At 67.4% G+C, this 23,506-nt stretch carries 23 protein-coding genes; 12 read left to right on the top strand and 11 right to left on the bottom strand.

Annotated features, from left to right (window positions below):
* Positions 1-3: 3 nt before the first annotated feature.
* The 3 genes from ACZK33_RS10880 to ACZK33_RS10890 all read left to right on the top strand — a co-directional run bounded on the left by ACZK33_RS10880 (position 4) and on the right by ACZK33_RS10890 (position 4,305).
* Positions 4-3,153 (top strand): multidrug efflux RND transporter permease subunit, encoded by a 3,150-nt coding sequence (locus tag ACZK33_RS10880; protein WP_423174986.1) that lies wholly within the window; start codon positions 4-6, stop codon positions 3,151-3,153.
* The gene (locus ACZK33_RS10885; RefSeq protein WP_032128783.1) at positions 3,134-3,526 is read left to right on the top strand and encodes a nuclear transport factor 2 family protein; all 393 of its coding nucleotides are present in this window, start codon (positions 3,134-3,136) and stop codon (positions 3,524-3,526) included. Before ACZK33_RS10880 ends, ACZK33_RS10885 begins: the two co-directional genes overlap by 20 nt.
* A gap of 83 nt (positions 3,527-3,609) precedes the next feature.
* On the top strand, positions 3,610-4,305 hold the full coding sequence (locus ACZK33_RS10890) for a COG3650 family protein (RefSeq protein WP_164080834.1): 696 nt from the start codon (positions 3,610-3,612) through the stop codon (positions 4,303-4,305).
* A 53-nt stretch (positions 4,306-4,358) separates the two neighbouring features.
* Here ACZK33_RS10890 and ACZK33_RS10895 read toward each other — a convergent pair whose 3' ends face one another.
* The 6 genes from ACZK33_RS10895 to ACZK33_RS10920 all read right to left on the bottom strand — a co-directional run bounded on the left by ACZK33_RS10895 (position 4,359) and on the right by ACZK33_RS10920 (position 8,453).
* Entirely contained in the window at positions 4,359-4,892 is a 534-nt protein-coding gene (locus ACZK33_RS10895; RefSeq protein WP_423174987.1) for a hypothetical protein, read from the bottom strand.
* Positions 4,882-5,448: an elongation factor P-like protein YeiP gene (gene yeiP / locus ACZK33_RS10900; RefSeq protein WP_005409468.1), complete on the bottom strand. Its 567-nt coding sequence runs from the start codon at positions 5,446-5,448 to the stop codon at positions 4,882-4,884. The genes ACZK33_RS10895 and yeiP overlap by 11 nt, the downstream gene beginning before the upstream one ends.
* A gap of 48 nt (positions 5,449-5,496) precedes the next feature.
* Positions 5,497-6,267, bottom strand: a complete 771-nt coding sequence (locus tag ACZK33_RS10905; protein ID WP_049457458.1) for an SDR family oxidoreductase — start codon at positions 6,265-6,267, stop codon at positions 5,497-5,499.
* A gap of 100 nt (positions 6,268-6,367) precedes the next feature.
* A complete protein-coding gene (locus tag ACZK33_RS10910; protein ID WP_423174988.1) occupies positions 6,368-7,264 on the bottom strand; it encodes a hydroxymethylglutaryl-CoA lyase in 897 nt (298 codons plus the stop codon).
* Positions 7,261-7,662 (bottom strand): VOC family protein, encoded by a 402-nt coding sequence (locus tag ACZK33_RS10915; protein WP_423174989.1) that lies wholly within the window; start codon positions 7,660-7,662, stop codon positions 7,261-7,263. The genes ACZK33_RS10910 and ACZK33_RS10915 overlap by 4 nt, the downstream gene beginning before the upstream one ends.
* Positions 7,663-7,664: 2 nt before the next feature.
* On the bottom strand, positions 7,665-8,453 hold the full coding sequence (locus ACZK33_RS10920) for an enoyl-CoA hydratase-related protein (RefSeq protein ID WP_107432688.1): 789 nt from the start codon (positions 8,451-8,453) through the stop codon (positions 7,665-7,667).
* A 119-nt stretch (positions 8,454-8,572) separates the two neighbouring features.
* On the opposite strand from ACZK33_RS10920, the gene ACZK33_RS10925 reads away from it, so the two are divergent.
* From ACZK33_RS10925 to ACZK33_RS10935, 3 genes are read left to right on the top strand one after another with little or no spacing between them, the layout of a single operon-like run.
* Positions 8,573-8,827, top strand: coding sequence for a FeoA family protein (locus tag ACZK33_RS10925; protein WP_032128790.1), 255 nt, complete (start codon positions 8,573-8,575; stop codon positions 8,825-8,827).
* Positions 8,824-10,689, top strand: a complete 1,866-nt coding sequence (feoB, locus tag ACZK33_RS10930; RefSeq protein ID WP_049400127.1) for a ferrous iron transporter B — start codon at positions 8,824-8,826, stop codon at positions 10,687-10,689. The genes ACZK33_RS10925 and feoB overlap by 4 nt, the downstream gene beginning before the upstream one ends.
* A complete protein-coding gene (locus ACZK33_RS10935; RefSeq protein ID WP_049424661.1) occupies positions 10,689-10,943 on the top strand; it encodes a DUF6587 family protein in 255 nt (84 codons plus the stop codon). The genes feoB and ACZK33_RS10935 overlap by 1 nt, the downstream gene beginning before the upstream one ends.
* A gap of 69 nt (positions 10,944-11,012) precedes the next feature.
* On the opposite strand, the gene ACZK33_RS10940 is transcribed toward ACZK33_RS10935, so the two are convergent.
* The 4 genes from ACZK33_RS10940 to ACZK33_RS10955 form a co-directional block, all read right to left on the bottom strand.
* Positions 11,013-11,474, bottom strand: coding sequence for a DUF4304 domain-containing protein (locus tag ACZK33_RS10940; RefSeq protein WP_423174990.1), 462 nt, complete (start codon positions 11,472-11,474; stop codon positions 11,013-11,015).
* A gap of 116 nt (positions 11,475-11,590) precedes the next feature.
* Positions 11,591-12,172: an NAD(P)H-dependent oxidoreductase gene (locus tag ACZK33_RS10945; protein WP_423174991.1), complete on the bottom strand. Its 582-nt coding sequence runs from the start codon at positions 12,170-12,172 to the stop codon at positions 11,591-11,593.
* Between the two features lie 55 nt (positions 12,173-12,227).
* Positions 12,228-12,623 (bottom strand): MerR family transcriptional regulator, encoded by a 396-nt coding sequence (locus ACZK33_RS10950; RefSeq protein ID WP_423174992.1) that lies wholly within the window; start codon positions 12,621-12,623, stop codon positions 12,228-12,230.
* A 4-nt stretch (positions 12,624-12,627) separates the two neighbouring features.
* Positions 12,628-13,389 carry a 3-oxoacyl-ACP reductase gene (locus ACZK33_RS10955; protein WP_423174993.1) on the bottom strand — a complete coding sequence of 254 codons (762 nt, stop codon included), beginning with the start codon at positions 13,387-13,389 and terminating at the stop codon, positions 12,628-12,630.
* A 138-nt stretch (positions 13,390-13,527) separates the two neighbouring features.
* Here ACZK33_RS10955 and ACZK33_RS10960 point away from each other — a divergent pair, with 138 nt between their 5' ends.
* The 6 genes from ACZK33_RS10960 to recJ all read left to right on the top strand — a co-directional run bounded on the left by ACZK33_RS10960 (position 13,528) and on the right by recJ (position 22,341).
* On the top strand, positions 13,528-14,199 hold the full coding sequence (locus ACZK33_RS10960; RefSeq protein ID WP_240792142.1) for a 4-hydroxy-tetrahydrodipicolinate reductase: 672 nt from the start codon (positions 13,528-13,530) through the stop codon (positions 14,197-14,199).
* A 309-nt stretch (positions 14,200-14,508) separates the two neighbouring features.
* Complete coding sequence (gene carA, locus ACZK33_RS10965; RefSeq protein WP_478455008.1) at positions 14,509-15,636, top strand: glutamine-hydrolyzing carbamoyl-phosphate synthase small subunit; 1,128 nt, start codon at positions 14,509-14,511, stop codon at positions 15,634-15,636.
* Between the two features lie 149 nt (positions 15,637-15,785).
* Positions 15,786-19,028, top strand: a complete 3,243-nt coding sequence (carB, locus tag ACZK33_RS10970; protein ID WP_049444856.1) for a carbamoyl-phosphate synthase large subunit — start codon at positions 15,786-15,788, stop codon at positions 19,026-19,028.
* Between the two features lie 8 nt (positions 19,029-19,036).
* Positions 19,037-19,501: a transcription elongation factor GreA gene (greA, locus tag ACZK33_RS10975; RefSeq protein ID WP_026347191.1), complete on the top strand. Its 465-nt coding sequence runs from the start codon at positions 19,037-19,039 to the stop codon at positions 19,499-19,501.
* A 4-nt stretch (positions 19,502-19,505) separates the two neighbouring features.
* Entirely contained in the window at positions 19,506-20,423 is a 918-nt protein-coding gene (locus tag ACZK33_RS10980; protein ID WP_423174995.1) for a phosphoglycerate mutase, read from the top strand.
* Between the two features lie 160 nt (positions 20,424-20,583).
* Positions 20,584-22,341, top strand: a complete 1,758-nt coding sequence (recJ, locus tag ACZK33_RS10985) for a single-stranded-DNA-specific exonuclease RecJ (protein WP_478455010.1) — start codon at positions 20,584-20,586, stop codon at positions 22,339-22,341.
* An 85-nt stretch (positions 22,342-22,426) separates the two neighbouring features.
* On the opposite strand, the gene ACZK33_RS10990 is transcribed toward recJ, so the two are convergent.
* A complete protein-coding gene (locus ACZK33_RS10990; RefSeq protein WP_423174997.1) occupies positions 22,427-23,476 on the bottom strand; it encodes a DUF1176 domain-containing protein in 1,050 nt (349 codons plus the stop codon).
* Between the last annotated feature and the right edge of the window lie 30 nt (positions 23,477-23,506).

A 23,506-nucleotide genomic window follows, 5' to 3' on the forward strand; every position in this document is an offset into this window, starting at 1 on the left:
AACATGGCACGTTTTTTCATCGATCGCCCGGTGTTCGCCTGGGTGCTGGCGATCTTCATCATCCTGGCCGGCGTACTGGCGATTCCGCGCTTGGCCGTGGAGCGCTATCCGGCGGTCGCACCGCCCAGCGTCAGCATCTATGCCAGCTACCCGGGTGCCAGCCCGCAGACGCTGAATGATGCGGTGGTCGGGCTGATCGAGCGCGAGCTGTCCAGCGTCAAGCACCTGCTGTACTTCGAATCGTCGGTGGACACCTCCGGCGAAGCCTCGATTACTGCGACCTTCAAGCCCGGTACCAACCCGGAGCTGGCGCAGGTGGACGTGCAGAACCGGATCAAGGCGATCGAGCCGCGCCTGCCGCGCAGCGTGCGCCAGAACGGCCTGTTCGTGGAGGCCGCCGATTCCGGCTTCCTGATGCTGGTCGGCCTGCGTTCGCCGGATGCCAGCGTCAGCGAAGCCGCGCTGGGCGATTTCATGGCGCGCAACATCATCGAAGAGCTGCGCCGCATCGATGGCGTCGGCCGCGTGCAGCTGTTCGGTGCCGAGCAGGCGATGCGGGTGTGGCTGGACCCGACCCGGTTGACCGGCTACGGCCTGACCATGGGTGATGTGGCCACCGCCATCGAGCAGCAGAACCTGGAGATCTCGCCCGGACGCATCGGTGATTCGCCGGGTGTTCCAGGCCAGCGCATCACCGTGCCGCTCAGCGCCGATGGCCAGCTGTCCACGCCGGAGCAGTTCGCAGCCATCGTGCTGCGCGCCGGGGCAGACGGTTCACGGGTGGTGCTGGGCGATGTCGCCCGCGTCGAACTGGGCGCGCAGAGCTATGCGTGGGGCACCCGCGAGGATGGCCACCCGGCCACCGCCGCCGGCGTGCAGTTGCGTCCTGGCGCGAACGCAGTGCGCACCGCGTCGGCGGTACGTGAGCGCATGGCCGAACTGGCGCCGCTGCTGCCGCGCGGCGTGGAGTCGAGCATTCCGTTCGACACCGCACCGTTCGTGAAGATCTCGATCCAGAAGGTGGTGCAGACGCTGCTGGAGGCCATGCTGCTGGTGTTCGCGGTGATGTACCTGTTCCTGCAGAACTGGCGCTACACGCTGATTCCGGCGCTGGTCGCACCGATCGCGCTGCTCGGCACCTTCGCGGTGATGCTGGCACTGGGCTTCTCGATCAACGTGCTGACCATGTTCGGCATGGTGCTGGCGATCGGCATCATCGTCGACGACGCCATCGTGGTGGTCGAGGGCGTGGAACGGATCATGGCCGAGGAAGGACTGCCGCCGCGCGAGGCCACCATCAAGGCGATGCGCGAGCTGACCGGTGCGGTGATCGGCATCACCCTGGTGCTGACCGCCGTGTTCATTCCGATGGCGTTGGCCAGCGGCTCGGTGGGCGCGATCTACCGCCAGTTCACCGTGGCGATGGCGGTGTCGATCCTGTTCTCGGCGCTGCTGGCATTGAGCCTGACGCCGGCACTGTGCGCGACCCTGCTGCGCCCGAACACCCATGGTCATCATGGTCGGGGCGGGCTGTTCGGCGCCTTCAATCGTGGCTTCGAGGCGATGACCGGGCGCTACCAGCGTGGCGTGGCCTCGGTGCTGCAGCGCAGTGGGCGGGTGATGGGCGTGTTCGCCGCACTGGTGGTGGCGCTGCTGCTGGGCCTGCACTGGTTGCCGGGCGCATTCCTGCCGGAAGAAGACCAGGGCTATTTCATGACTTCGATCCAGTTGCCGGCCGAAGCCACGGCCGAGCGCACGCTGGCCGTGGTCGAAGCCTACGAACGGCATGTGGCGTCACGCCCGGGCATCGGCTCCAACCAGTCGATCCTTGGCTACAGCTTCTCTGGCTCCGGTCCGAGCGCGGCGCTGACCTACACCATGCTCAAGGACTGGGGCGAGCGCGCAGGCGCCACCGCGGCCGGCGAGGTGGAGGCCGCGCAGAAGGCGATGGCCACGATTGCCGAGGGCGAGGTGATGAGCGTGATGCCGCCGGCGATCGACAGCCTGGGCCGTTCGTCTGGGTTCTCGCTCGCCCTGCAGGCGCGTACCGGGCAGAGCCAGGCCGAACTGCGCGCGGCTCTGCAGCAGCTGCTGAAGCTGGCCGAGGCCAGCCCGCTGCTGTCCGAGGTGCATGCCGATGGCCTGCCGGCAGGCACCAGCGTGCGGCTGGACATCGACCGGGCCAAGGCCGAGGCGATGGGCGTGGGCTTCGAACACATCAGCAGCACGCTGTCGGCGGCAATGGGCTCGCAGTACGTCAATGACTTCCCCAACAAGGGCCGGTTGCAGCAGGTGATCCTGCAGGCCGACGCGCCGCACCGGATGGAACTGGAGGACGTGCTGAAGCTGTACGTGCGCAACAGCGAGGGCGGCATGGTGGCGCTGTCCGAACTGGTGACCCCGCACTGGACCGAGGCGCCGCTGCAGCTGCAGCGCTATCTCGGCTTCCCGGCGCTGAATCTGTCCGGCGCCCCGGCCTCCGGCGTGTCGACCGGCCAGGCGATGGCGGAGATGGAGCGGTTGGCGGAGAAGTTGCCGTCCGGCTTCGCCCTGCAATGGACCAGCCAGTCGCTGCAGGAGCGCGAATCCGGTGCGCAGGCGCCGTGGCTTTTGCTGCTGTCGATGCTGGTGGTGTTCCTGGTGCTGGCGGCGCTGTACGAGAGCTGGTCGATTCCGCTGGCGGTGATGCTGGTGGTGCCGCTGGGCCTGCTCGGCGCGGTCGCCGCCGTGTTGTTGCGCGGCATGCCCAACGACGTGTTCTTCAAGGTCGGCATGATCACGGTGATCGGGCTGTCGGCGAAGAACGCGATCCTCATCGTCGAGTTCGCACGCCAGCTGCAGCAGCAGGGCCGTGGCCTGGTCGAAGCGGCCTTGGAGGCGGCACGGCTGCGCCTGCGGCCGATCGTGATGACCTCGCTGGCGTTCGCGCTGGGCGTGGTGCCGCTGATGCTGGCGCAGGGCGCATCGAAGGAAACCCAGCAGGCGATTGGAACCGGTGTGTTCGGCGGCATGGTCAGTGCGACCGTGCTGGCGGTGTTCTTCGTACCGGTCTTCTATGTAGTAGTGCAGGGCGCGCGGCAGTGGATCGCGCAACGTCTGCGCAGGCGCCGGCCGATGCCGGAAGGATCCGTGGATGGAACGGGACATCGTTGAAGACCTGCATGAGCGGCAGCTGGCAGCGCTGGAACAGCGCCTGCGGCAGGCATTGCTGGATGACGACCACGATGCGCTGACCGCGCTGGTATCGCCGGCCTTGTTCATGATGGATGGGCAGGGCGGGCGCATGCTCGATCTGCCCTGGCTGGGCGACTGGCTGGCCGGGAACCTGCGGGTGAGCAGCCTGCAATCGTACGCGGTGGAAACGCTGCTGTGCGGACGCCTGGCATTGTTGTCCAGTGACGTGCGCTTGTCGGTGCGCGGGCAGGGCCAGGAGCGCGAGCTGAAACTGCGCCTGCTGCGGGTCTGGACCTGCAGTTCCGGCGACAGTGGCGCACAGCTGCTGTCGATGGCGGTGCTGGCCGCGTGAGTGCGGTCAGGCTGCTTTCAGGCCCCGCTCACCGGCAGGTGGTAGGGTCGAAGATCTCTGTAGTGTCGACAAGGAGTCGAGCCATGCGTGTAGTCCCCAGTCTGTTGGCAGCCTCCCTCGGGTTGGTCCTGGCCGCGTGCCAGCCGGCACAGCCACCCGCTGCGGGCGGCACTGATGCCGCGCCGCCGGCCGCGCCCGAACCGGCTGCCAGCACCGGCGCCGGTACCGGCAGCGAGACCATGTACCGGTGTGGTGATCTGAACGTGCGCGCGACCTTCAATGGCGAGGATGCGGCGACGGTAGTGATCGGCGAACGTACCTTCGCCATGACCTCCGAGCGTGCGGCGTCGGGCGCGAAGTATGGCGATGGCCAGGGCAACAGCTTCTGGACCAAGGGCAGCGATGACGGCCTGTTGAGCCTGAAGGGCGAAGCCGATCGCGAGTGCCATGCGGTCGAAGCCACCGAAGGCGATGGCAGCGCCGGCAATGCCGCTTTCCGTGCCACCGGCAACGAACCGGGGTGGCTCGCGGTCGTAGATGGCGACACGCCAGGCCTGCAGGTGGAAGTCGATTACGGCGAGCGCCGCTTCGATGTGGCCAAGCCCACCGAGGGGGCCGACGGATGGAGTGGCAAGGCGTCCGACGGTACCGACGTCAAGCTCAGCTTCCAGCGCACCACCTGCCAGGACGACATGAGTGGTGAGGCGTTCGAGGCCAAGGTGAACCTAACCATCGGCACCCGCCAGTACCACGGCTGCGGCAATTTCGGCGCGAAGTAGCCGTAAGCTCTCTGTAGAGCCGAGCCCACGCTCGGCTCTACATCATCGAGGGGTCAGCCCCCGCAGGGCTTCAGGTCGAGATCGAAGTCCAGGTCATAGCGGCCGTTGATCCCGATCAGCGCTTCGCGGATCGCACAGTCACCGCGATAGCGCGCGACCAGATCGGTGAAGTTCTTCTCGCGGCCCTCGCAGTACTTCGCGCTGGCCTCTTCCAGTTCGCGGCGACGCTCGTCGTCGTACGGCTCTTCGCCGGCGAAATGCTGGCAGGTGTTCTCGCGCGCGAGGAAGGCCTGCACGTCGGCCGGCATGGCGCAGTAGATGCGCACGTCGTCGACGTCGTACACATCGCCTGGGACCGGACAGCCAGCGGCTGCACGTACCTTGTCCAGGTCCTCATCGCCCGAGGGCTGCTCGGTAGCGGGCTCCGCTTCGGCGATGGCCTCCACGGCGGCCGGTGCCTCCACCGCAGGTGCGGCGGTCACGGCCGGTTCGGCTGGCGTGGCGTCGGCAGCATTGTCCGCTGCCTGCGGCGAACATGCCGCAAGCAGGGACAGGCAACCGATCAGCGCAAGGCGCTTAGTCGGCACGGCCAGCGAATTCGCCGGTGGCGGTGTTCACCAGCACGCGCTCGCCGTTGACGATGTACTCCGGCACCATGATTTCGATGCCGGTGTTGAGCTTGGCCGGCTTCGGGCGCTTGGTGGCGGTGCCGCCCTTCAGTTCCGGCGGCGTCTCGATCACTTCCAGCACCACCGAGGCCGGCAGCTGGATCGCCACCGGCTGCTCGTCGATCACCTGCACGTAGATGCCGGTCAGGCCGTCGGTGATGTAGCCGGCGTCGTCGCCGATCACGTCCGCATCCAGTGTGTACGGGGTGTAGTCCTCGTCATCGAGGAACACGAACGCATCGCCGTCCTTGTACGAATAGGTGGACTGGCGGCGCAGCAGTTCGACCTCGACCAGGTTGTCGTCGGCATCGAAGCTGGCGTCGAGCTTGTTGCCGCCCGGCACGCTGTACATGATGAAGCGGAAGCGGACGTTGCCGCCGCGACCCTGCGGCGAGCTGCGCTCGATGTCGCGGATCTGGTACACGCCGTTGTTGTACTCGACGACGTTGCCCTTCTTGATGTCGTTGGCTTTCATGGTGATCTAGGTCGTTGGGGGAGGGCGCCGTCCCGGCGCCCGGGGGAATCACTTCGGAGCGAGGCGGGTAGCGCCGTCCAGGCGGATGGTCTCGCCATTGAGGTAGGTGTTGCCGAGGATGAAGCCGACCAGGCTGGCGAAGTCTTCCGGCTTGCCCAGGCGCGACGGGAACGGAATCGAGGCGGCCAGCGACTGCTGCACGGCCTCGGGCATGCCGTCCACCATCGGCGTCCAGAACACGCCTGGAGCAATCGTATTGACGCGGATGCCGAAGCGCGACAGTTCGCGCGCCATCGGCAGCGTCATCGACACCACGCCACCCTTGCTGGCGGCATACGCGGCCTGGCCGATCTGGCCTTCGTAGGCGGCGATGCTGGCGGTGTTGATGATCACGCCGCGCTCGCCATCGGTACCGGCCTCGTTGTGCTGCATGCGGTTGGCCGCGGCCTTGGCCACGTTGAAGCTGCCGACCAGGTTGACCATCACCGTGCCCTGGAAGCCGGCCAGCGGCATCGGACCTTCCTTGCCCAGCACGCGGCCAGCGCCGAGGATGCCGGCGCAGTTCATCGCCACGTTCAGGCCGCCGAGGAAATCGTGGGCCTGGTCGATGGCTGCCGAAACGGCCGCTTCATCGCTGACGTTGACGTTGAAATAGCGGGCCTTGTCGGCACCCAGCCCGGCAACGGCGGCTGCGCCCTTGTCGTCGTTGAGGTCGAACAGGGCCACCTTGCCGCCCTGGGCGACGAGGTGCTGGGCCACGGCCAGGCCGAGGCCGGAGACGCCGCCAGTGATCACGGCACGTACGGAAGACAGCTGCATTGAACGGTCCTGCAGGTTCGAGAACCGCCGATTCTAACGGAAGCCGTGACCGCCGCTGTTGTGCACTGCGCCGCCGGTGCAGGGCGGCGCAGTGCAGCGGTCAGCCGGCGGCGGCCAGTGCCTGGCCGGTGCGGCTGGCAGTGGCGCGGCCGAGCAGGCCGGCCAGCCAGCGGCCGGTCTCGGCCAGTGCCGGCAGGTCCACGCCGCTGTCCAGGCCCAGGCCCTGCAGCAGGTAGACCACATCCTCGCTGGCGACGTTGCCGCTGGCGCCCTTGGCATACGGGCAGCCACCGGCGCCGGACACCGCGCTGTCGACCACGCGCACGCCTTCTTCCAGGCAGGTGGCGATGTTGGCGATGGCCTGGCCATAGGTGTCGTGGAAGTGCACGGCCAGTGCGGCCATCGGAATCTCGGCGGCAACCGCCTGCAGCATCGCCCGGGCCTTGCGCGGGGTGCCGACGCCGATGGTGTCGCCCAGCGAGATTTCGTAACAGCCCATCTGGTGCAGGGCACGCGCCACCCGCACCACGTCGGCCAGTGGCACCTCGCCCTGGTAAGGGCAGCCGAGTACGGTGGACACGTAACCGCGCACGCGCACGCCATCGGCGGCGGCGCGGCGCAGGATCGGCTCGAACCGGGCCAGCGATTCGTCGATGCTGGCATTGGTGTTGGTGCGGTTGAACGCCTCCGAAGCGGCGGTGAACACCGCCACTTCCTCCACGCCCACCGCACGGGCGCGGTCGTAGCCCTGTTCGTTCGGTACCAGCACCGGGTAGTGGGTGCCGGCCCGGCGCTGGATGCCGGCGTAGACCTCGGCGGCATCGGCCAGCTGCGGGATCCACTTCGGGCTGACGAAGCTGGTCGCCTCGATGCTGCGCAGGCCGGTGGCCGACAGGCGGTTGATCAGTTCGATCTTGTCGGCGGTGGACACCGACTGCTTTTCGTTCTGCAGGCCGTCACGCGGGCCGACCTCGACGATGCGGACGTAGTCGCTCATGCGGCCTCCCCGGCGGCGGGGCGGTGGCAGACCGCCTCGATGTTGTTGCCATCCGGGTCGAGCACGAAGGCGCCGTAGTAGTCGGGGTGGTACCACGGGCGCAGGCCCGGCGCGCCGTTGTCGCGACCGCCGGCGGCGAGGGCAGCGGCATGGAAGGCGTCCACCTGGGCGCGGCTGGCGCAGGCGAAGGCCACGTGCACACCGTGGCTGGCGGTGCCGCCATTGCCGAGCCAGAAGAACGGCTTGCCCTCGCTGCCGAAGCCGATGTGGTCGTGCGCGCCGGTCTGTTCGGCGGTGACTTCCATCACCACGCCGATCTGCAGCGGCGCCAGCGCCTGCAGGAAGAAGGTCTTGCTGCGCGCCAGGTCGGCGCTGGTCAAACCAAGATGATCGAGCATGTTCAGGCTTCCGTGACCCAGTGGGGCGCGCGCTTGTCGAGGAAGGCGCCCAGGCCTTCCTGGCCCTCGGCGGACACCCGCAGGCGCGCGATCAGGGCGGCATTATCGCGATCCAGGGCATCGCGGTCATGGCTGTCACGCACCTGCCGCACCAGCTGCTTGGCGCTGGAAGAAGCGATCGGGCCGGCCTTGTCGAGCAGGGCCAGCTGGCGCTGCACGGCCTCGTCCAGGCGTTCCGGCTCGACCAGCTGGTGGACCAGGCCGATGCGCAGCGCAGTCTCGGCGTCGAAATGCTCGCCGGTGGCGAACCAGCGACGGGCCTGGCGCGGGCCGATGGCCTCGATCACGTAGGGCGAGATCACCGCCGGCAGCAGGCCGAGGCGGCTTTCGGTCAGGCCGAAGCGGGCCGCGGTGCTGGCGATGGCGATGTCGCAGCAGGCGACCAGGCCGACGCCGCCACCGAAGGCCGCGCCGTGGACCCGGGCCAGGGTTGGCTTGGGCAGCTCGTCCAGGGTGCGCATCAGCCGCGCCAGGGCCAGCGAGTCCTCGCGGTTGTCGGCCTCGCTGGCGGCGGCCATGCCACGCATCCACTGCATGTCGGCGCCGGCCGAGAAGGAGGCGCCGTGGCCGGCCACCACTACCGCGCGCACCGCGTCGTCGCGTCCGGCGGCTTCGAGGGCGGCGGTCAGCCGCGCTATCAAGCCGGCGTCAAAGGCATTGTGCAGCTCGGGCCGGTTCAGCCAGAGGGTGAGGACGGCGCCGCTGCGCTCGATCTGCAAAGCATCGTTCATGGGATTCCAGGGTCACTCCATACCTGTATGGATCATAGCGGGCCATTGGTCATGGGCCATGACGCGACGCGGGAATGTTAGAATCGAGAACCATTTACATCCAGCAGAGAATGCGCTAGATGACGCTGTCCGAACTGCCGCTGCACGCCTCGGCCGTGGTCGAGTCCGTGCAGGACCTCCATGCCAACGATGCCATCGCCCGTCGCCTGCGCGAGCTGGGTTTCGTGAAGGGCGAGGAAGTGCGCCTGGTGGCCAAGGGCCCGGTCGGTGGCGAGCCGCTGCTGGTGCAGGTCGGGTTTACCCGGTTTGCGCTGCGTATCAGTGAAGCCAAGCGCGTCGTGGTCGACGCCAACCGCCAGGAGCGTCGCGCATGACCGCTGCAACTTCTACCGCGCCCCTGCGCATTGCGCTGGTCGGTAACCCCAACAGTGGCAAGACCGCGCTGTTCAACCAGCTGACCGGCAGCCGGCAGAAGGTTGCCAACTACACCGGCGTCACCGTCGAGCGCAAGGAAGGCCGCCTGCGCGCGCCGTCCGGCCGCGAGTTCGCCGTACTCGATCTGCCGGGCGCCTACAGCCTGCACCCTGCCAGCCTGGACGAGGCAATCACCCGTGACCTGTGCCGGGGCTTCTACCCGGGCGAGGCTGCACCGGACGTGCTGCTGTGTGTGATCGACGCCACCAACCTGCGTCTGCACCTGCGCTTCGCGCTGGAACTGCGCGAGCTGGGCAAGCCGATGGTGGTTGCGCTGAACATGGTCGATGCGGCCCAGCGCCGTGGCATCCAGGTGGACGTGGCCGCGCTGGAGCGCGAGCTGGGCGTGCCGGTGGTGGAAACCGTGGCGGTGCGCAAGCAGGGCGCCAAGGCCCTGGTCGAGCGCCTCGATGCGATGGTGCCGCACCTGGATGCGCCGGTGCCGGGCCCGGAAGGTGGCATCGACTACCACGCCAAGGTGCGCGAGATCCTGTCGGTGGCCGTGCGCATGCCGGCACGGACCGCCAAAGTCGACGACGCGCTGGACCGCTGGCTGCTGCACCCGGTGTTCGGCCTGATCAGCCTGGCGGTGGTGATGTTCCTGATCTTCCAGGCGGTGTATGCCTGGGCGACACCGTTGATGGACGGCATCGAGGCCGGTTTCGCCTGGCTTGGTGCGTTTGTTGGCAGCGTGCTGCCGGAAGGCCCGCTGGCCAGCCTGCTGACTGACGGCATCATCGCCGGTGTGGGTGGTGTGGTGGTGTTCCTGCCGCAGATCCTGATCCTGTTCTTCTTCATCCTGGTGCTGGAGGAATCCGGCTACCTGCCGCGTGCGGCGTTCCTGCTCGACCGCATGATGGCCGCCGCCGGCCTGTCCGGCCGCTCGTTCATCCCGCTGCTGTCCAGCTTCGCCTGCGCGGTGCCGGGCATCATGTCCACGCGCAGCATCCAGGACCCGCGTGACCGCCTGGCCACGATCCTGGTCGCGCCGCTGATGACCTGCTCGGCACGCCTGCCGGTGTATGCGCTGCTGATTGGCGCGTTCATCCCGCAGAAGACGGTGTGGGGCGTGTTCAACCAGCAGGGCCTGGTGCTGTTCGGCCTGTATGCGGCCGGCATTCTCAGTGCACTGGCGATGTCGTGGATCATGAAGAAGTGGCGCCGCGACAAGAGCGAGCACCCGCTGATGCTGGAGCTGCCGTCATACCGCCTGCCGCACGTGCGCGACCTGGCGGTGGGCCTGTACGAGCGCGGCATGATCTTCCTCAAGCGCGTCGGCGGCATCATCCTGGCGCTGACCATCCTGCTGTGGGTGCTGCTGTCGTTCCCGGCGGCTCCGGCCGGCGCCACCATGCCGGCCATCGATTACAGCTATGCGGGCCAGATCGGCCATGCGATGGCGGTGTTCTTCGCGCCGCTGGGCTTCAACTGGCAGATCTGCATTGCGCTGATTCCGGGCCTGGCCGCGCGCGAAGTGGCGGTGTCCTCGCTGGCGACCGTGTACGCGCTGTCCGCAGCCGATGACGATGCCGCCAGCCAGGCGCTGACCCCGCTGATCAGCGACGGCTGGTCGCTGGCCACCGCGCTGTCGCTGCTGGTCTGGTACATCTACGCCCCGATGTGCATCTCGACGCTGGCCACCATCAAGCGCGAGACCAATTCGTGGAAGACGATGGCCTTCTCGGCGTTCTACCTGTTTGCTGCGGCCTACGTGGCGGCGCTGATCACCTACCAGGTGACCAAGGCGCTGGGAGGCGGCTGATGGACCGTGGACTGCTGCTGCAGTACCTGATCATCGCGGTGGCCGTGCTGGTCAGTGCCTGGGTGGTGCTGAAGAAGCAGTTTCCCGGCACCGTGCGCAAGCTGCGTGGCGCGCTTGCGCTGGCCCTGCTGAAGCCGGGCCGCGCCGCCTGGCTGCAGGCGCTGGGGCGGAAGATCGCACCGCCGGCTAGCGGAGGCGGTGGTGCCTGTGGCGGTTGCGACGGCTGCGGGCCGACGCCGCCCAAACAGCACTGAATGTGTCCTGGTAGGTGCGAACCTTGGTTCGCACACTCCTGGAGTCCATCCACGCATGGCGTGGATCTGCTAGACCTCTCTGCGGATGATCGCCCGGAATTTCCCGTCCTGATTCAACCGCCGCACCGACTCGCGGTTTCCATGGGTTGCCGCGAAGCCCGCCACGTCGGCAAGGGCATCGAGCAGGAGGCATTTCATCCCATCGCGATTGCCGGCCTCCAGCAGATCATCCAGATCCTGCTGGATGAAAGCCCGGCGCAGGCCGGGCGTCTCTTCGATCCGCCAGTCGACATGGGGCGTGGGAATGCTGGAGCGGTACCGGAAAGCTGTTTCAAGATCGTCAGGCGCGAGGGGATACTCGAGCAGCTCCGGAAAGTAGAGCCCGGCATTCACATAGAAGCCCCGGTTTTCGCTGGCGCGCTGGTGATTGACGACAAGCAGGGCGGCATCCAGCAAGCGGTAGCGGGTCGTCGACGTGCCGGAAAAGCCGGTCTTCCTGGCGCACTTGCTGAAGACAGTCGAGGATTTCATGGGCTTTGCCTGGGCCGGAAGCGGGGTTCACAGCCTTGAGGCGCAGTGCCTGGCGGTCAATTGGCAAACGCGACACATGGAACGTGGCCGGCATTTCATCCACGCATGGCGTGGATCTACCTGGCGCGTGAACCCAGCTCTGCTGCCAGCGCCAGCCACTTGCTGCGTTGTGCTGGGGTACTGCTGCGCACCGCACCGAGACGGCTGACCCGCACCGGGCGGATGCCGCAGAATTCCAGAATGGTGGCGCGGATCTGGGAGATGCCCGGGTCGCGGTAGATCCAGCGGTAGTACCAGGGCGGCGTGTCCAGCGTGGTGATCACCCGCGCGCTGCGCCCGGCCAGCAGCCGGTCCCACCACACCGAATCGTGCCGGTAGCGGAAGGCGTACCCCGGCAGCAGCACGCGATCGAAGAAGCCCTTCAGCAGCGCCGGCATCGCACCCCACCAGGTGGGATAGACCAGCACCAGGTGATCGCAGGCATCGATCGCTTCCGCCGCGTCCTGCAGGTCGGCTTCCAGCGGCTGGATCTGGCGGTAGCCATGCCGCAGCACCGGATCGAACTCGAGTTCACCCAATGCGATCAGTCGCACCCGATGACCGGCGTTCTCGGCGGCGGTGGCGTAGCGCTGGGCGAGGGCGCCGCACAGGCTGTCGCGGTCGGGATGGCCGAGCAGGATCAGGATGGAACGGGACACGGCAACCTCGGGCAACGGAAAGTGCGCGAGGCTGCGGTCTGCCCCAAGGGCAGAGTCAAGCCTGGGTCGTGCAGCCGCGGGGTTCCAGCACGCAGTCATTGCTGCCGGAGAGCAGCCACTGCTGCAGTTCGTCGCTGACCTGCTGCAGGTCGAGCTCGACCTGCGCCAGCCGTGCCCGCTCGCTGGCAATGCGGCTGCGCTGCTGCTCAAGCAGGGTCAACACTGCCTGCCAGTCGAGCCGCCCGTCGCGGCCCTGCAGGCGCGAGATTGCCGCCAGCGTGATACCCAGCCCCAGCGCCTGGCGGATCAGCTGCACCCAGGCCACGTCCTGTTCGCTGTAGTCGCGGTAGCGGTTCAGTCGTGGCACCGGCGGCAGCAGGCCGCGCGCCTCGTACAGTCGGATGGCCTTGGCGCTGGCACCGGTCAGGCGGCTGACCTCGGAGATGCGCATCGGCTCAGTCCCGCACCAATCCGCCATCCACCACCAGGTTCTGGCCGGTCACCGCGCGTGACCACGGGCTGGCGAAGAACAGCGCGGCATCGGCGAATTCGGCCGGGGTGGTGACGCTGCGCAGCGGGGTGTTGGCGGCGATGTAGTCGAACACCGCTTCGGGCGTGGCGGAACTGGCATCGGTGGTGCGCAGCAGGCCGCCGGACAGCATGTTGACGGTGATGCCGTGCGGGCCGAGGTCGCCGGCCAGTGTGCGGGTCAGCGACAGCAGTGCGGCCTTGGCGGCGGTGTAGTCGTGGTAGGGCACCACCGGATTCTGGAACAGGTTGGTGCCGATGTTGATCACCCGGCCGAAGCGACGGGCCTGCATCCCGGGCAGGGCGGCCTGCACGGTGTTCAGTGCGCCACGCACGCTGCCCTCGAACTGCGCCTGGAAGGCCGGCCAGCCGATTTCCGCGGCGGCGTCGCGGGCATCGCCATTGAACGAGAAAGCGGCCAGCGCGTTGTTGACCACGGTGGTGACACCTTGGCCGAAGTGGGCCAGCGCGTGCTGCAGCATCGCATCGACCTGGGCGCGGTCGGTGACGTCGGCCGGCAGCGCGATCGCCTGTCCGCCCAGCTCAGTGGCCAGCGTACGTGCGGCGGCTTCGCTGCGGTGGTAGTTGATGATGACGCGGGCGCTCTGGGCGGCGAAGGCGCGGGCGATGTGCTTGCCAAGGCCGCGGCCGGCGCCAGTGACCAGCACCAGCTGTTCGCTGATCTGCATGAAGGAGCTGCCATCCATTGCATGAAAGGGCATGCAGCGTAGCAGCGATGGCGCTTGCCGGAGCGGGCGTGCTGCCGCTAGCCTGCAGGCATGAACCAGACTCCCCTGCGATTGCTCATTCACGGTGCCTCCGGGCGCATGGGCCAGGCCCTGCTGCGGCTGGCCGCCGAACATCCCGAAACCCTGCAGATCGTGGCTGCGGTAACCGGCCGTGCGCCGACCCAGCGCGTGGTCGACGGCGTGCCGTTCTTCGGCGCCAGCGAACTGCCTGGCGCGCCGGTGTTCGATGTGGCGATCGACTTCAGTCTGCCGGAGGGCTTCGACCCGATGCTGGCGCTGTGCGTGGAGCGGGGTGCGGGCCTGGTCTCGGGCACTACTGGCATCTCCAGCACACAGCGGCAGGCGCTGGAGGCCGCGGCGGCGTCCATCCCGCTGGTCTGGGCGTCGAATTTCAGCCTGGGCGTGGCGGTACTGGACGAGCTGGTCGAGCGCGCGGCGCAGGCGCTGGCCGGCTGGGACTGCGACATCGTCGAATCGCACCACACGCAGAAGAAGGACGCGCCGTCGGGTACCGCGCTGACCCTGGGCGCGGCCGCGCAGCGGGGTGGGGCGGAGCCGCATTACGCCAGCCTGCGTGCCGGTGACATCGTCGGCGAGCATCTGGTGCAGTTCACCGGCCTGGGTGAGCGCATCGAGCTGGTGCACCGGGCCACCAACCGCGACATCTTCGCCCGCGGCGCCCTGTTTGCCGCCCGCCAGCTGCAGGGCCGCGCCCCGGGCAGCTACCGGGTTCGGGACCTGCTGCAGTAAGGCGGTAGTGCCGGCCGCTGGCCGGCAGCTTGCGGGCGCCCGATGGTGTGGAGATTGCCGGCCAGCGGCCGGCACGATCTGGCGGCGGACCCTGCATACGCCGCCGGATTGAAATGAATGCGCAATCGCCTGTTCATGAAGTGCGATAACCGCTGGCGCGAGCGCCCCGGCAGCGCTACAATTCGCACTCGCCGAATCACGAAAGCCGGACCGGTCCCAGACCGCACGTCCGCGCTTTTTTGCAACCGGATTTCCGTGAAGCGCAGGCGTGACTTCGGCAGCCCCCTCGGTAGCCAAAGTGAGATTCCCGTGATCCAAGCCGCAATCCTCGTCCTCGAAGACGGCACCGTATTCGAGGGCGAATCCGTAGGCGCGCCCGGCCTGTCCGTCGGTGAGGTGGTGTTCAACACCGCCATGACCGGCTACCAGGAAGTGCTGACCGACCCGTCCTACGCCCGGCAGATGGTCACGCTGACCTATCCGCATATCGGTAACACCGGCATGACCGACCAGGACAATGAAGCGTCCAAGGTGTGGTCGGCCGGCCTGATCGTGCGCGATGTTCCCCGCCGTCCCAGCAACTGGCGCAGCCAGATGTCGCTGCAGGACTGGCTGATCCAGCGCGGCGTGGTCGCCATCGCCGGCATCGACACCCGCATGCTGACCCGCATCCTGCGCGAGAAGGGCGCGCAGAACGGTGCGCTGATGGCCGGTGACATCGACGTGGAAAAGGCACTGGAAGCCGCCCGCAAGTTCCCGGGGCTGAAGGGCATGGATCTGGCCAAGGTCGTCACTACCGAGAAGACCTACGTCTGGACCGAGGGCCAGCTGGACCTGGATGCCAACGCCTTCGTCAGCGTGCCGGCCAAGTACAAGGTCGTGGCCTACGATTTCGGCGTGAAGACCAACATCCTGCGCATGCTGGCCGAGCGTGGCTGCGAAGTGACCGTGGTGCCGGCACAGACCCCTGCCGCCGAAGTGCTGGCGCTGAAGCCGGATGGCGTGTTCCTGTCCAATGGCCCGGGTGACCCGGAACCGTGCGACTACGCCATCGAAGCGATCAAGACCTTCATCGACGTGAAGATCCCGACCTTCGGCATCTGCCTGGGCCACCAGCTGCTGGGCCTGGCCTCGGGCGCACAGACCATGAAGATGGGCCACGGCCACCACGGTGCCAACCACCCGGTGCAGGACCTGGACAGCGGCCGGGTGATGATCACCTCGCAGAACCACGGCTTCGCGATCGATGAAGCGACCCTGCCGGCCACCCTGCGCGTGACCCACCGCTCGCTGTTCGACGGCACCAACCAGGGCGTGGCCCGCACCGACGTGCCGGCGTTCTCGTTCCAGGGCCACCCGGAAGCGTCGCCCGGCCCGACCGATGTCGGCCCGCTGTTCGACCGCTTCGTGGTGCTGATGGAGCAGGCCAAGGCGTGATCAGTACGCCGCCGGCCCCCCCGGTGGCGTCGCGATGGACCGTAAACCCCGCAACGCTGCTGCCGCTGGCGCGGCGCTGCGGATCAAGATTCCTGATCGACAGCGTGCGATCACCCCCCTTGTCACGCTGTACTGACTTAGAGAAGAAAATGCCCAAGCGCACTGACCTCAAGACCATCCTCATCATCGGTGCTGGCCCGATCGTCATCGGCCAGGCCTGCGAGTTCGACTACTCCGGCGCCCAGGCCTGCAAGGCCCTGCGTGACGAGGGTTACCGCGTGGTGCTGGTCAACAGCAACCCGGCCACGATCATGACCGACCCGGAGATGGCCGACGCCGTCTACATCGAGCCGATCAACTGGCAGACGGTCGAGAAGATCATCGCCAAGGAAAAGCCCGATGCGCTGCTGCCGACCATGGGTGGCCAGACCGCGTTGAACTGCGCGCTGGACCTGGCCGACCACGGCGTGCTGGAGAAGTACAACGTCGAGCTGATCGGCGCCAAACGCGAAGCGATCCGCATGGCCGAAGACCGCGAGCTGTTCCGCGTGGCCATGGGTGAGATCGGCCTGGAATGCCCGACCGCCGCCGTCGCCCACACCCTGGACGAAGCGCTGGAGATCCAGACCCGCGTCGGTTACCCGACCATCATCCGCCCCAGCTTCACCCTGGGCGGCAGCGGTGGCGGCATCGCCTACAACCGCGAAGAGCTGGTCGAGATCGTCAGCCGCGGCCTGGAACTGTCGCCGACCACCGAAGTGCTGGTGGAAGAGTCGGTGCTGGGCTGGAAGGAGTTCGAGATGGAAGTGGTCCGCGATACCGCGGACAACTGCATCATCGTCTGCTCGATCGAAAACCTGGACCCGATGGGCGTGCACACCGGTGACTCGATCACCGTGGCCCCGGCGCAGACCCTGACCGACAAGGAATACCAGCGCCTGCGCGACGCCTCCATCGCCGTGCTGCGCAAGATCGGCGTCGATACCGGTGGCTCGAACGTGCAGTTCGGCATCAACCCGAAGACCGGCCGCGTGGTCGTCATCGAGATGAACCCGCGCGTGTCGCGTTCCTCGGCGCTGGCCTCCAAGGCCACCGGCTTCCCGATCGCCAAGGTCGCCGCCAAGCTGGCCGTGGGTTACACCCTGGACGAACTGAAGAACGAAATCACCGGTGGCCTGACCCCGGCCTCGTTCGAGCCGTCGATCGACTACGTCGTCACCAAGATCCCGCGTTTCGCCTTCGAGAAGTTCCCGGCCGCCGATGCCCGCCTGACCACCCAGATGAAGTCGGTGGGCGAGGTGATGGCGATGGGCCGTACCTTCCAGGAGTCGGTGCAGAAGGCGCTGCGTGGCCTGGAAACCGGCAAGGTCGGCTTCGACCCGACCGGCCTGGACCTGAGCAATGAAGAAGACCTGCAGACCCTGCGCCGCGAGCTGAAGGCCCCGGGCCCGGAGCGCCTGTTCTTCGTCGCCGATGCGTTCCGTGCCGGCATGAGCGTGGAAGAGATCTACGCACTGTCGTTCATCGATCACTGGTTCCTGGACCAGATCGAGGAAATCATCGCTGCCGAAGCTGACGTCGCTGCCGGTGGCATCGACGCGCTGGACGCCGCCCGCCTGCGCAAGCTGAAGCGCGCTGGCTTCTCCGACGCGCGCCTGGCGCAGCTGACCGGCACCAACGAAGCCGCCATCCGCGCGCTGCGTCGTGCGCACAAGGTGCGCCCGGTCTACAAGCGCGTGGACTCCTGTGCCGGTGAATTCTCCACCGGTACCGCCTACCTGTACTCGACCTACGAGGACGAGTGCGAGGCCGCGCCGAGCAACCGCGACAAGATCATGATCCTGGGCGGTGGCCCGAACCGCATCGGCCAGGGCATCGAGTTCGACTACTGCTGCGTGCACGCAGCACTGGCACTGCGCGAGGACGGCTATGAAACCATCATGGTCAACTGCAACCCGGAAACCGTGTCGACCGACTACGACACCTCCGACCGCCTGTACTTCGAGCCGCTGACCCTGGAAGACGTGCTGGAAATCGTCGAACTGGAACAGCCGAAGGGCGTGATCGTGCAGTACGGCGGCCAGACCCCGCTGAAGCTGGCGCGCGCGCTGGAAGCCAACGGCGTGCCGGTGATCGGCACCAGCCCGGACTCCATCGACCTGGCCGAAGACCGTGAGCGCTTCCAGCAGCTGGTCGACAAGCTGGGCCTGAAGCAGCCGCCGAACCGCATCGCCCGCAACGATCAGGAAGCCCTGCTGCTGGCCCGCGAGATCGGCTACCCGCTGGTGGTGCGCCCGAGCTACGTACTGGGCGGCCGTGCGATGGAAATCGTCTACGGCGAAGCCGACCTGGCCCGCTACGTGCGCGACGCGGTCAAGGTGTCCAACGATTCGCCGGTGCTGCTGGACCGCTTCCTCGACAACGCCGTGGAGTGCGACGTCGACATCATTGCCGATGCCCAGGGCAACGTCCTGATCGGCGGCGTGATGGAGCACATCGAAGAAGCCGGCGTGCACTCGGGCGATTCCTCGTGCTCGCTGCCGCCGTACTCGCTGTCGGCTGAAACCCAGGCCGAGCTGCGCCGCCAGGTGGTGGAACTGGCCAAGGCCCTGAACGTGGTTGGCCTGATGAACACCCAGTTCGCGATCCAGACCAGCGATGAAGGTGCCGACACCATCTACCTGCTGGAAGTGAACCCGCGTGCCTCGCGCACCGTGCCGTTCGTGTCCAAGGCCACCGGCATGCCGCTGGCCAAGATCGCCGCCCGCTGCATGGCCGGCAAAACGCTGGCCGAGCAGGGCGCGACCAAGGAAATCGTGCCGGACTACTACTCGGTGAAGGAAGCGATCTTCCCGTTCGCCAAGTTCCAGGGCGTCGACCCGATCCTCGGGCCGGAGATGCGCTCCACCGGTGAGGTGATGGGCGTCGGCCGCACCTTCAACGCCGCCTTCGCGCGTGCCCAGGAAGCCGGTGGCATCAAGGCGCCGCCGGTCGGCAAGGCCTTCGTCTCGGTCCGCGATCCGGACAAGAAGCGCGTGCTGCCGGTGGCCAAGGCACTGCTGGCGCGTGGCTACAGCCTGGTCGCCACCCGTGGCACCGCCGCATGGCTGCAGCAGCACGGCATGGACTGCGAGATCATCAACAAGGTGGTCGAAGGCCGTCCGCACATCGTCGACTCGATCAAGAACGGCGAGATCGTCTACATCGTCAACACGACCGAAGGTCGTTCGGCGATCAACGACTCGTTCTCGATCCGTCGCGAGGCGCTGCAGCATCGCGTCACCTACTCGACCACCATTGCCGGCGCCAAGGCGCTGGTGGATTCACTGGAATTCCGCGGCACCGGCCCCGTCTGGTCGCTGCAGGAGCTGCACAAGGAGTTGAATGCATGAGAGCCCCCATCACGATGAAGGGCGCGCAGAAGCTGCGCGACGAACTGGATCACCTGAAGTCGGTCAAGCGCCCGAAGGTGATCGCTGCGATCGCCGAAGCGCGTGAGCATGGCGACCTGAAGGAGAACGCCGAGTACCACGCCGCGCGCGAGGAGCAGGGCTTCATCGAAGGCCGCATCAAGCAGCTGGAAGGCGAGCTGTCGCACGCCGAGATCATCGACGTGAGCAAGCTCAATGCCGGCTCCAAGGTGGTGTTCGGCGCCAGCGTGACTCTGGCCGACGTGGAAACCGACGAAGAGAAGAAGTACCAGATCGTCGGTGACCTGGAAGCGGACATCAAGCTGGGCCTGATCGCCATCTCCTCGCCGGTGGCGCGCGCGATGATCGGCAAGCTGGAAGGCGATTCGATCGTGATCGACGCCCCGGCCGGCCAGCGCGAGTACGAAATCGTCAGCGTCAGCTACGTGGACTGACCCGGTGGCAACGGCGACCCTGCTGTTGCCCGCGCGCAGCCGCTTTGCAGCGGCTGCGCTGCCTGATGACGTGGCGCGTGCCCTGGGCCGCGCCAACGCCTCGCAGTTCGAAGCCGGCGAGCGGGCACAGCTGCAGCGCCATTTCACGGTCGCCGCGCCGCACTGGCCGGTGGCCGCACTGAGCCGCCAGCGTGACGTCGGCGATGCTGCCGGCGCGTGCTGGCTGCGTGCCGATCCGGCCTGCATGGTGCCGGACATGCACGGTGCGCGGATGATGGCCTATGGCGAAACACTGCGGCCGACGCTGGCCGACAGCCTGGCCCTGCTGCCGGTGCTGCAGCCGTTGTTCGCCGATGCCGGGTTCGTGCTCGACGCGCCCGATCCCTCGCGCTGGTACCTGCGGCTTCCGATCGACCTGGCCCTGCCGGACTTCGACAGTCCGGACGAGGTGCTGGGCGATGACCTGTTCTCGCACCTGCCGGAAGGCGAGGGCGGTCGCCGCTGGCGGGCGCTCATGACCGAAGCGCAGGTGCTGCTGCACAACCATTCCTGGAACCAGCAGCGCGCCGCGCAGGGACAACAGCCGATCAATTCGCTGTGGTTCTGGGGCGGTGGCGTGATGCCAGTGTCGGTCAGCACGACGCATGCGCAGGTGCGCAGTCGTGATGCCCTGCTGCAGGGCCTGGCTCTGGCGGCGGGCCTGGCCGTGGATGGCGAGCAGGCGGTGGATGCACTGGTCGACCTGCGCCAGCTGCGCTCCCTGCAGCAGCTCGGCAATGATGCGATCCGGCCACTGCTGGCCGCGCTGAAACGCGGCGAGCTGCAGCGACTGGTGCTGGATTTCGAGGATGGCCTGCAGTTCCAGCTGGATCGTGGCCAGCGCTGGCAGTTCTGGAAAAAGCCGCGGCAGCTTCACGATTGAGCGGGATCGGATCCGTTTTCCATCGGAAAACGGCTCTGACCCTGGACGTTTGCCGGGGTTGCCGGCCAGCGGCCGGCACTACCGCAGGAGCCGGGCGCAATCCCGCCAGCCTCTCCCACGCGCGGTATCATCCCTCTGTCTTTCGTAACCGGCGATGCCGATGTCCCTTGCCGCCGATGCCGTGCAGCCCTCCTCTGATACGCCGACGATCCGCCGCCGCGATGCGGTTGCGCCCGCCAACTGGCCGGAGGGCACGCTGCCGTTGCTGGCGCGGCTCTACGCCAGTCGCGGTGCCGGTACCCCGGAGCTGGCGCTGCCGAAGCTGGGCAGCCTGCATGCGCCCGAGCTGCTGACCGGCATCGACGATGCAGTGGGCCTTCTGGTCGAGGCCATCGCCAACGACAAGCGCATCCTGGTGGTCGGCGATTTCGACTGCGATGGTGCTACCGCCTGTGCGGTCGGTGTGCGTGGCCTGCGCATGCTCGGCGCGCAGCATGTCTTCCACGCGGTGCCGAACCGCATGGTGCACGGCTATGGCCTGTCACCTTCACTGGTGGAGGAGTTGGCCGAGCTGCAGCCGGATCTGCTGGTCACGGTCGACCACGGCATTGCGTGCCACGCGGGCGTGACCGCGGCCAAGGCACGTGGCTGGCAGGTGCTCGTCACCGATCACCATCTGCCGGGCCCGCAGCTGCCGCCGGCTGACGTGATCGTTGATCCGAATCTGGATGGCGATGCCTTCCCCAGTAAGTCGCTTGCTGGCGTCGGCGTGATCTTCTACGTGCTGATGGCGCTGCGCCGGCAGATGCGCGAGGCCGGCGTCTTTGCCGATGGCAAGGGGCCTGACCTGACCACGCTGCTGGACCTGGTGGCGGTCGGCACCGTCGCCGACCTGGTGGCGCTGGATCCGAACAACCGTGCACTGGTCAGTGCGGGACTGCGCCGTCTGCGCGCAGGGCAGGGATGTGTCGGCCTGCGTGCGCTGATCGAAGCCAGCGGCCGTGACGCCACGCGACTGACGGCCACCGATATTGGTTTCGCACTCGGCCCACGCCTGAACGCGGCGGGCCGGCTGGAAGACATGGCGCTGGGTATCGCGCTGTTGCTGACCGAAGACCCGGGCCAGGCGCGCGACATCGCGCAGACGCTGGAGCAGATCAATTCGGAACGGCGCGCGGTGCAGCAGTCGATGACCGACGACGCCGAGCAGGCGTTGACCCGCGTGGTGCTGGACATGGCCGGGCAGCGCCCGGTGGCGGCCTGCCTGTTCGATGCCGATTGGCATCCGGGCGTGGTCGGCCTGGTCGCGTCGAAAATGAAGGATCGCCTGCATCGCCCGGTGATCGCGTTCGCCCCGGCCGAACCCGGTGCCGACACCCTGCGTGGTTCGGCGCGCTCGATTGCCGGCCTGCACATCCGTGACGCACTGGCGCTGGTCGATGCGCGGCATCCGGGACTGATCGAACGCTTCGGTGGGCATGCCATGGCGGCTGGATTGAGCATGCGGCTGGATCACGTCGATGACTTCAAGGCCGCCTTCGTCGCCGTGGTGCTGGAAATGCTCGACCCGGCGGCACTGCAGCAGCAGGTGCTGAGCGATGGCGAACTGGCCGCAGATGAGCTGGATCATCGCCACGCCGATGCCCTGCGGTTGGCCGGACCGTGGGGTCAGGGCTTCCCCGAACCGCTGTTCGATGGCCACTTCGAAGTGGCCAACTGGCGCGTACTGAAGGAGCGCCACCTGAAGCTGGAACTGCGCCTGCCGGGCGTGCCTGGCACGATCAATGCGATCCATTTCGGCGGCTGGCACGGCAATGCACCCGGCCGTCATGTGCATCTGGCCTATCGACTGGCCTGCGATGACTATCGTGGCGGCAGCGCCATCCAGCTGATCGTCGAGCACTGCCTGCCTGCATGAGGAAAAGGGGACGGAGGGGATTAAGTCGCTTGTGCCTTGTTTGCCACTTGCGACTTAATCCCCTCCGTCCCCTTTTTCTGTGGCGTCAGCGGACCTCGCTGACCAGCATCGGCAGTTCCCAGGTGCCACCGGGCACGCCCCGGCATAGACCCGGTGCCACCTCGGACGTCGCGATGAAGTTCGTCCCGTCCCACGTCCAGGCTGCGTGCGAAATGCAGTCAGCGAGGCCGCGGCCCTTCTGCGCGGCAATGATCTGGCCGTCGGTGTAGTCGATCGCATCGCTGGTCACCCATTGCGCCTGGAACGGCGCCTGCGGGCTGGCGACCCAATAGCCATCGCCAATGTTGTAGGCCCCGCGCCAACACGGGACCGTGACCAGCACATGCTGCGCGTCCAGGCGCCGGACCTGCAGCGGGGAGTTGCTGAGCGGAACGTCGGCATCAGTTTCCTGCAGGCCTTCGCAGCTGTCGTCCTCCAGCGTGGCACGCAGTGCTGCGCGCAGGGCGGGTGAGGCGGCCAGCCGAGCAAACGCGGGATCATCCGGAGTCGAGTCCAGGGTGGCGGCCTTGCGCACAACCGGCACCGGCAGTGCGGCGGGGACGCTGGATTCAGGCGTGCTGCCCTTGCGCATCACGGCGCCGGGCGTGCCGAGGCGGCCCTGGTACTCATCGATCTTCAGCAGTACCGCTGCGGCACCCTTGTCCGACAGCGGCCAGCGATGGCCAGCGCCATCGGTCACGCCGATTCCACCGCCGCGCACCAATGCGGACAGCAGCGCGCTGGTCTGCGCAGCAGTCAAGCTGTGCGTGCCTTCGCTCTTTGCCGGGGTCAGCACGCCCAGGTCCTGTTGCTGGATGCGCAGATGCAGCGCGCCCTTGGGCTGGGTCTGGCCTTCTTCCGGCTGCAGCTTCAGGCGGCCCTGGATGGCCTGATCCGGGCCGCCCTTGCGGGTAAGCAGCACGCTCAGGGTGCTGTCATCGTCGGTGGCGTAACCGGCCGCGCGGCAGGTCAAGGTGTTGTCGCAGGCCACGACCCAGTCGTGGTGCTGGAAATACAGGCTCTTGGTCGGAGCCGCAGCAAGGGCGGTCAGGGGGCAGGCAAGGGCCAACAGAGTGGCCAGCAGGGGCAATCGCATCGGCATCCTTGCGCGTGTGGGAGCGTGGGG

The sequence above is a fragment of the Stenotrophomonas sp. 86156_Sma genome, from assembly GCF_056481625.1.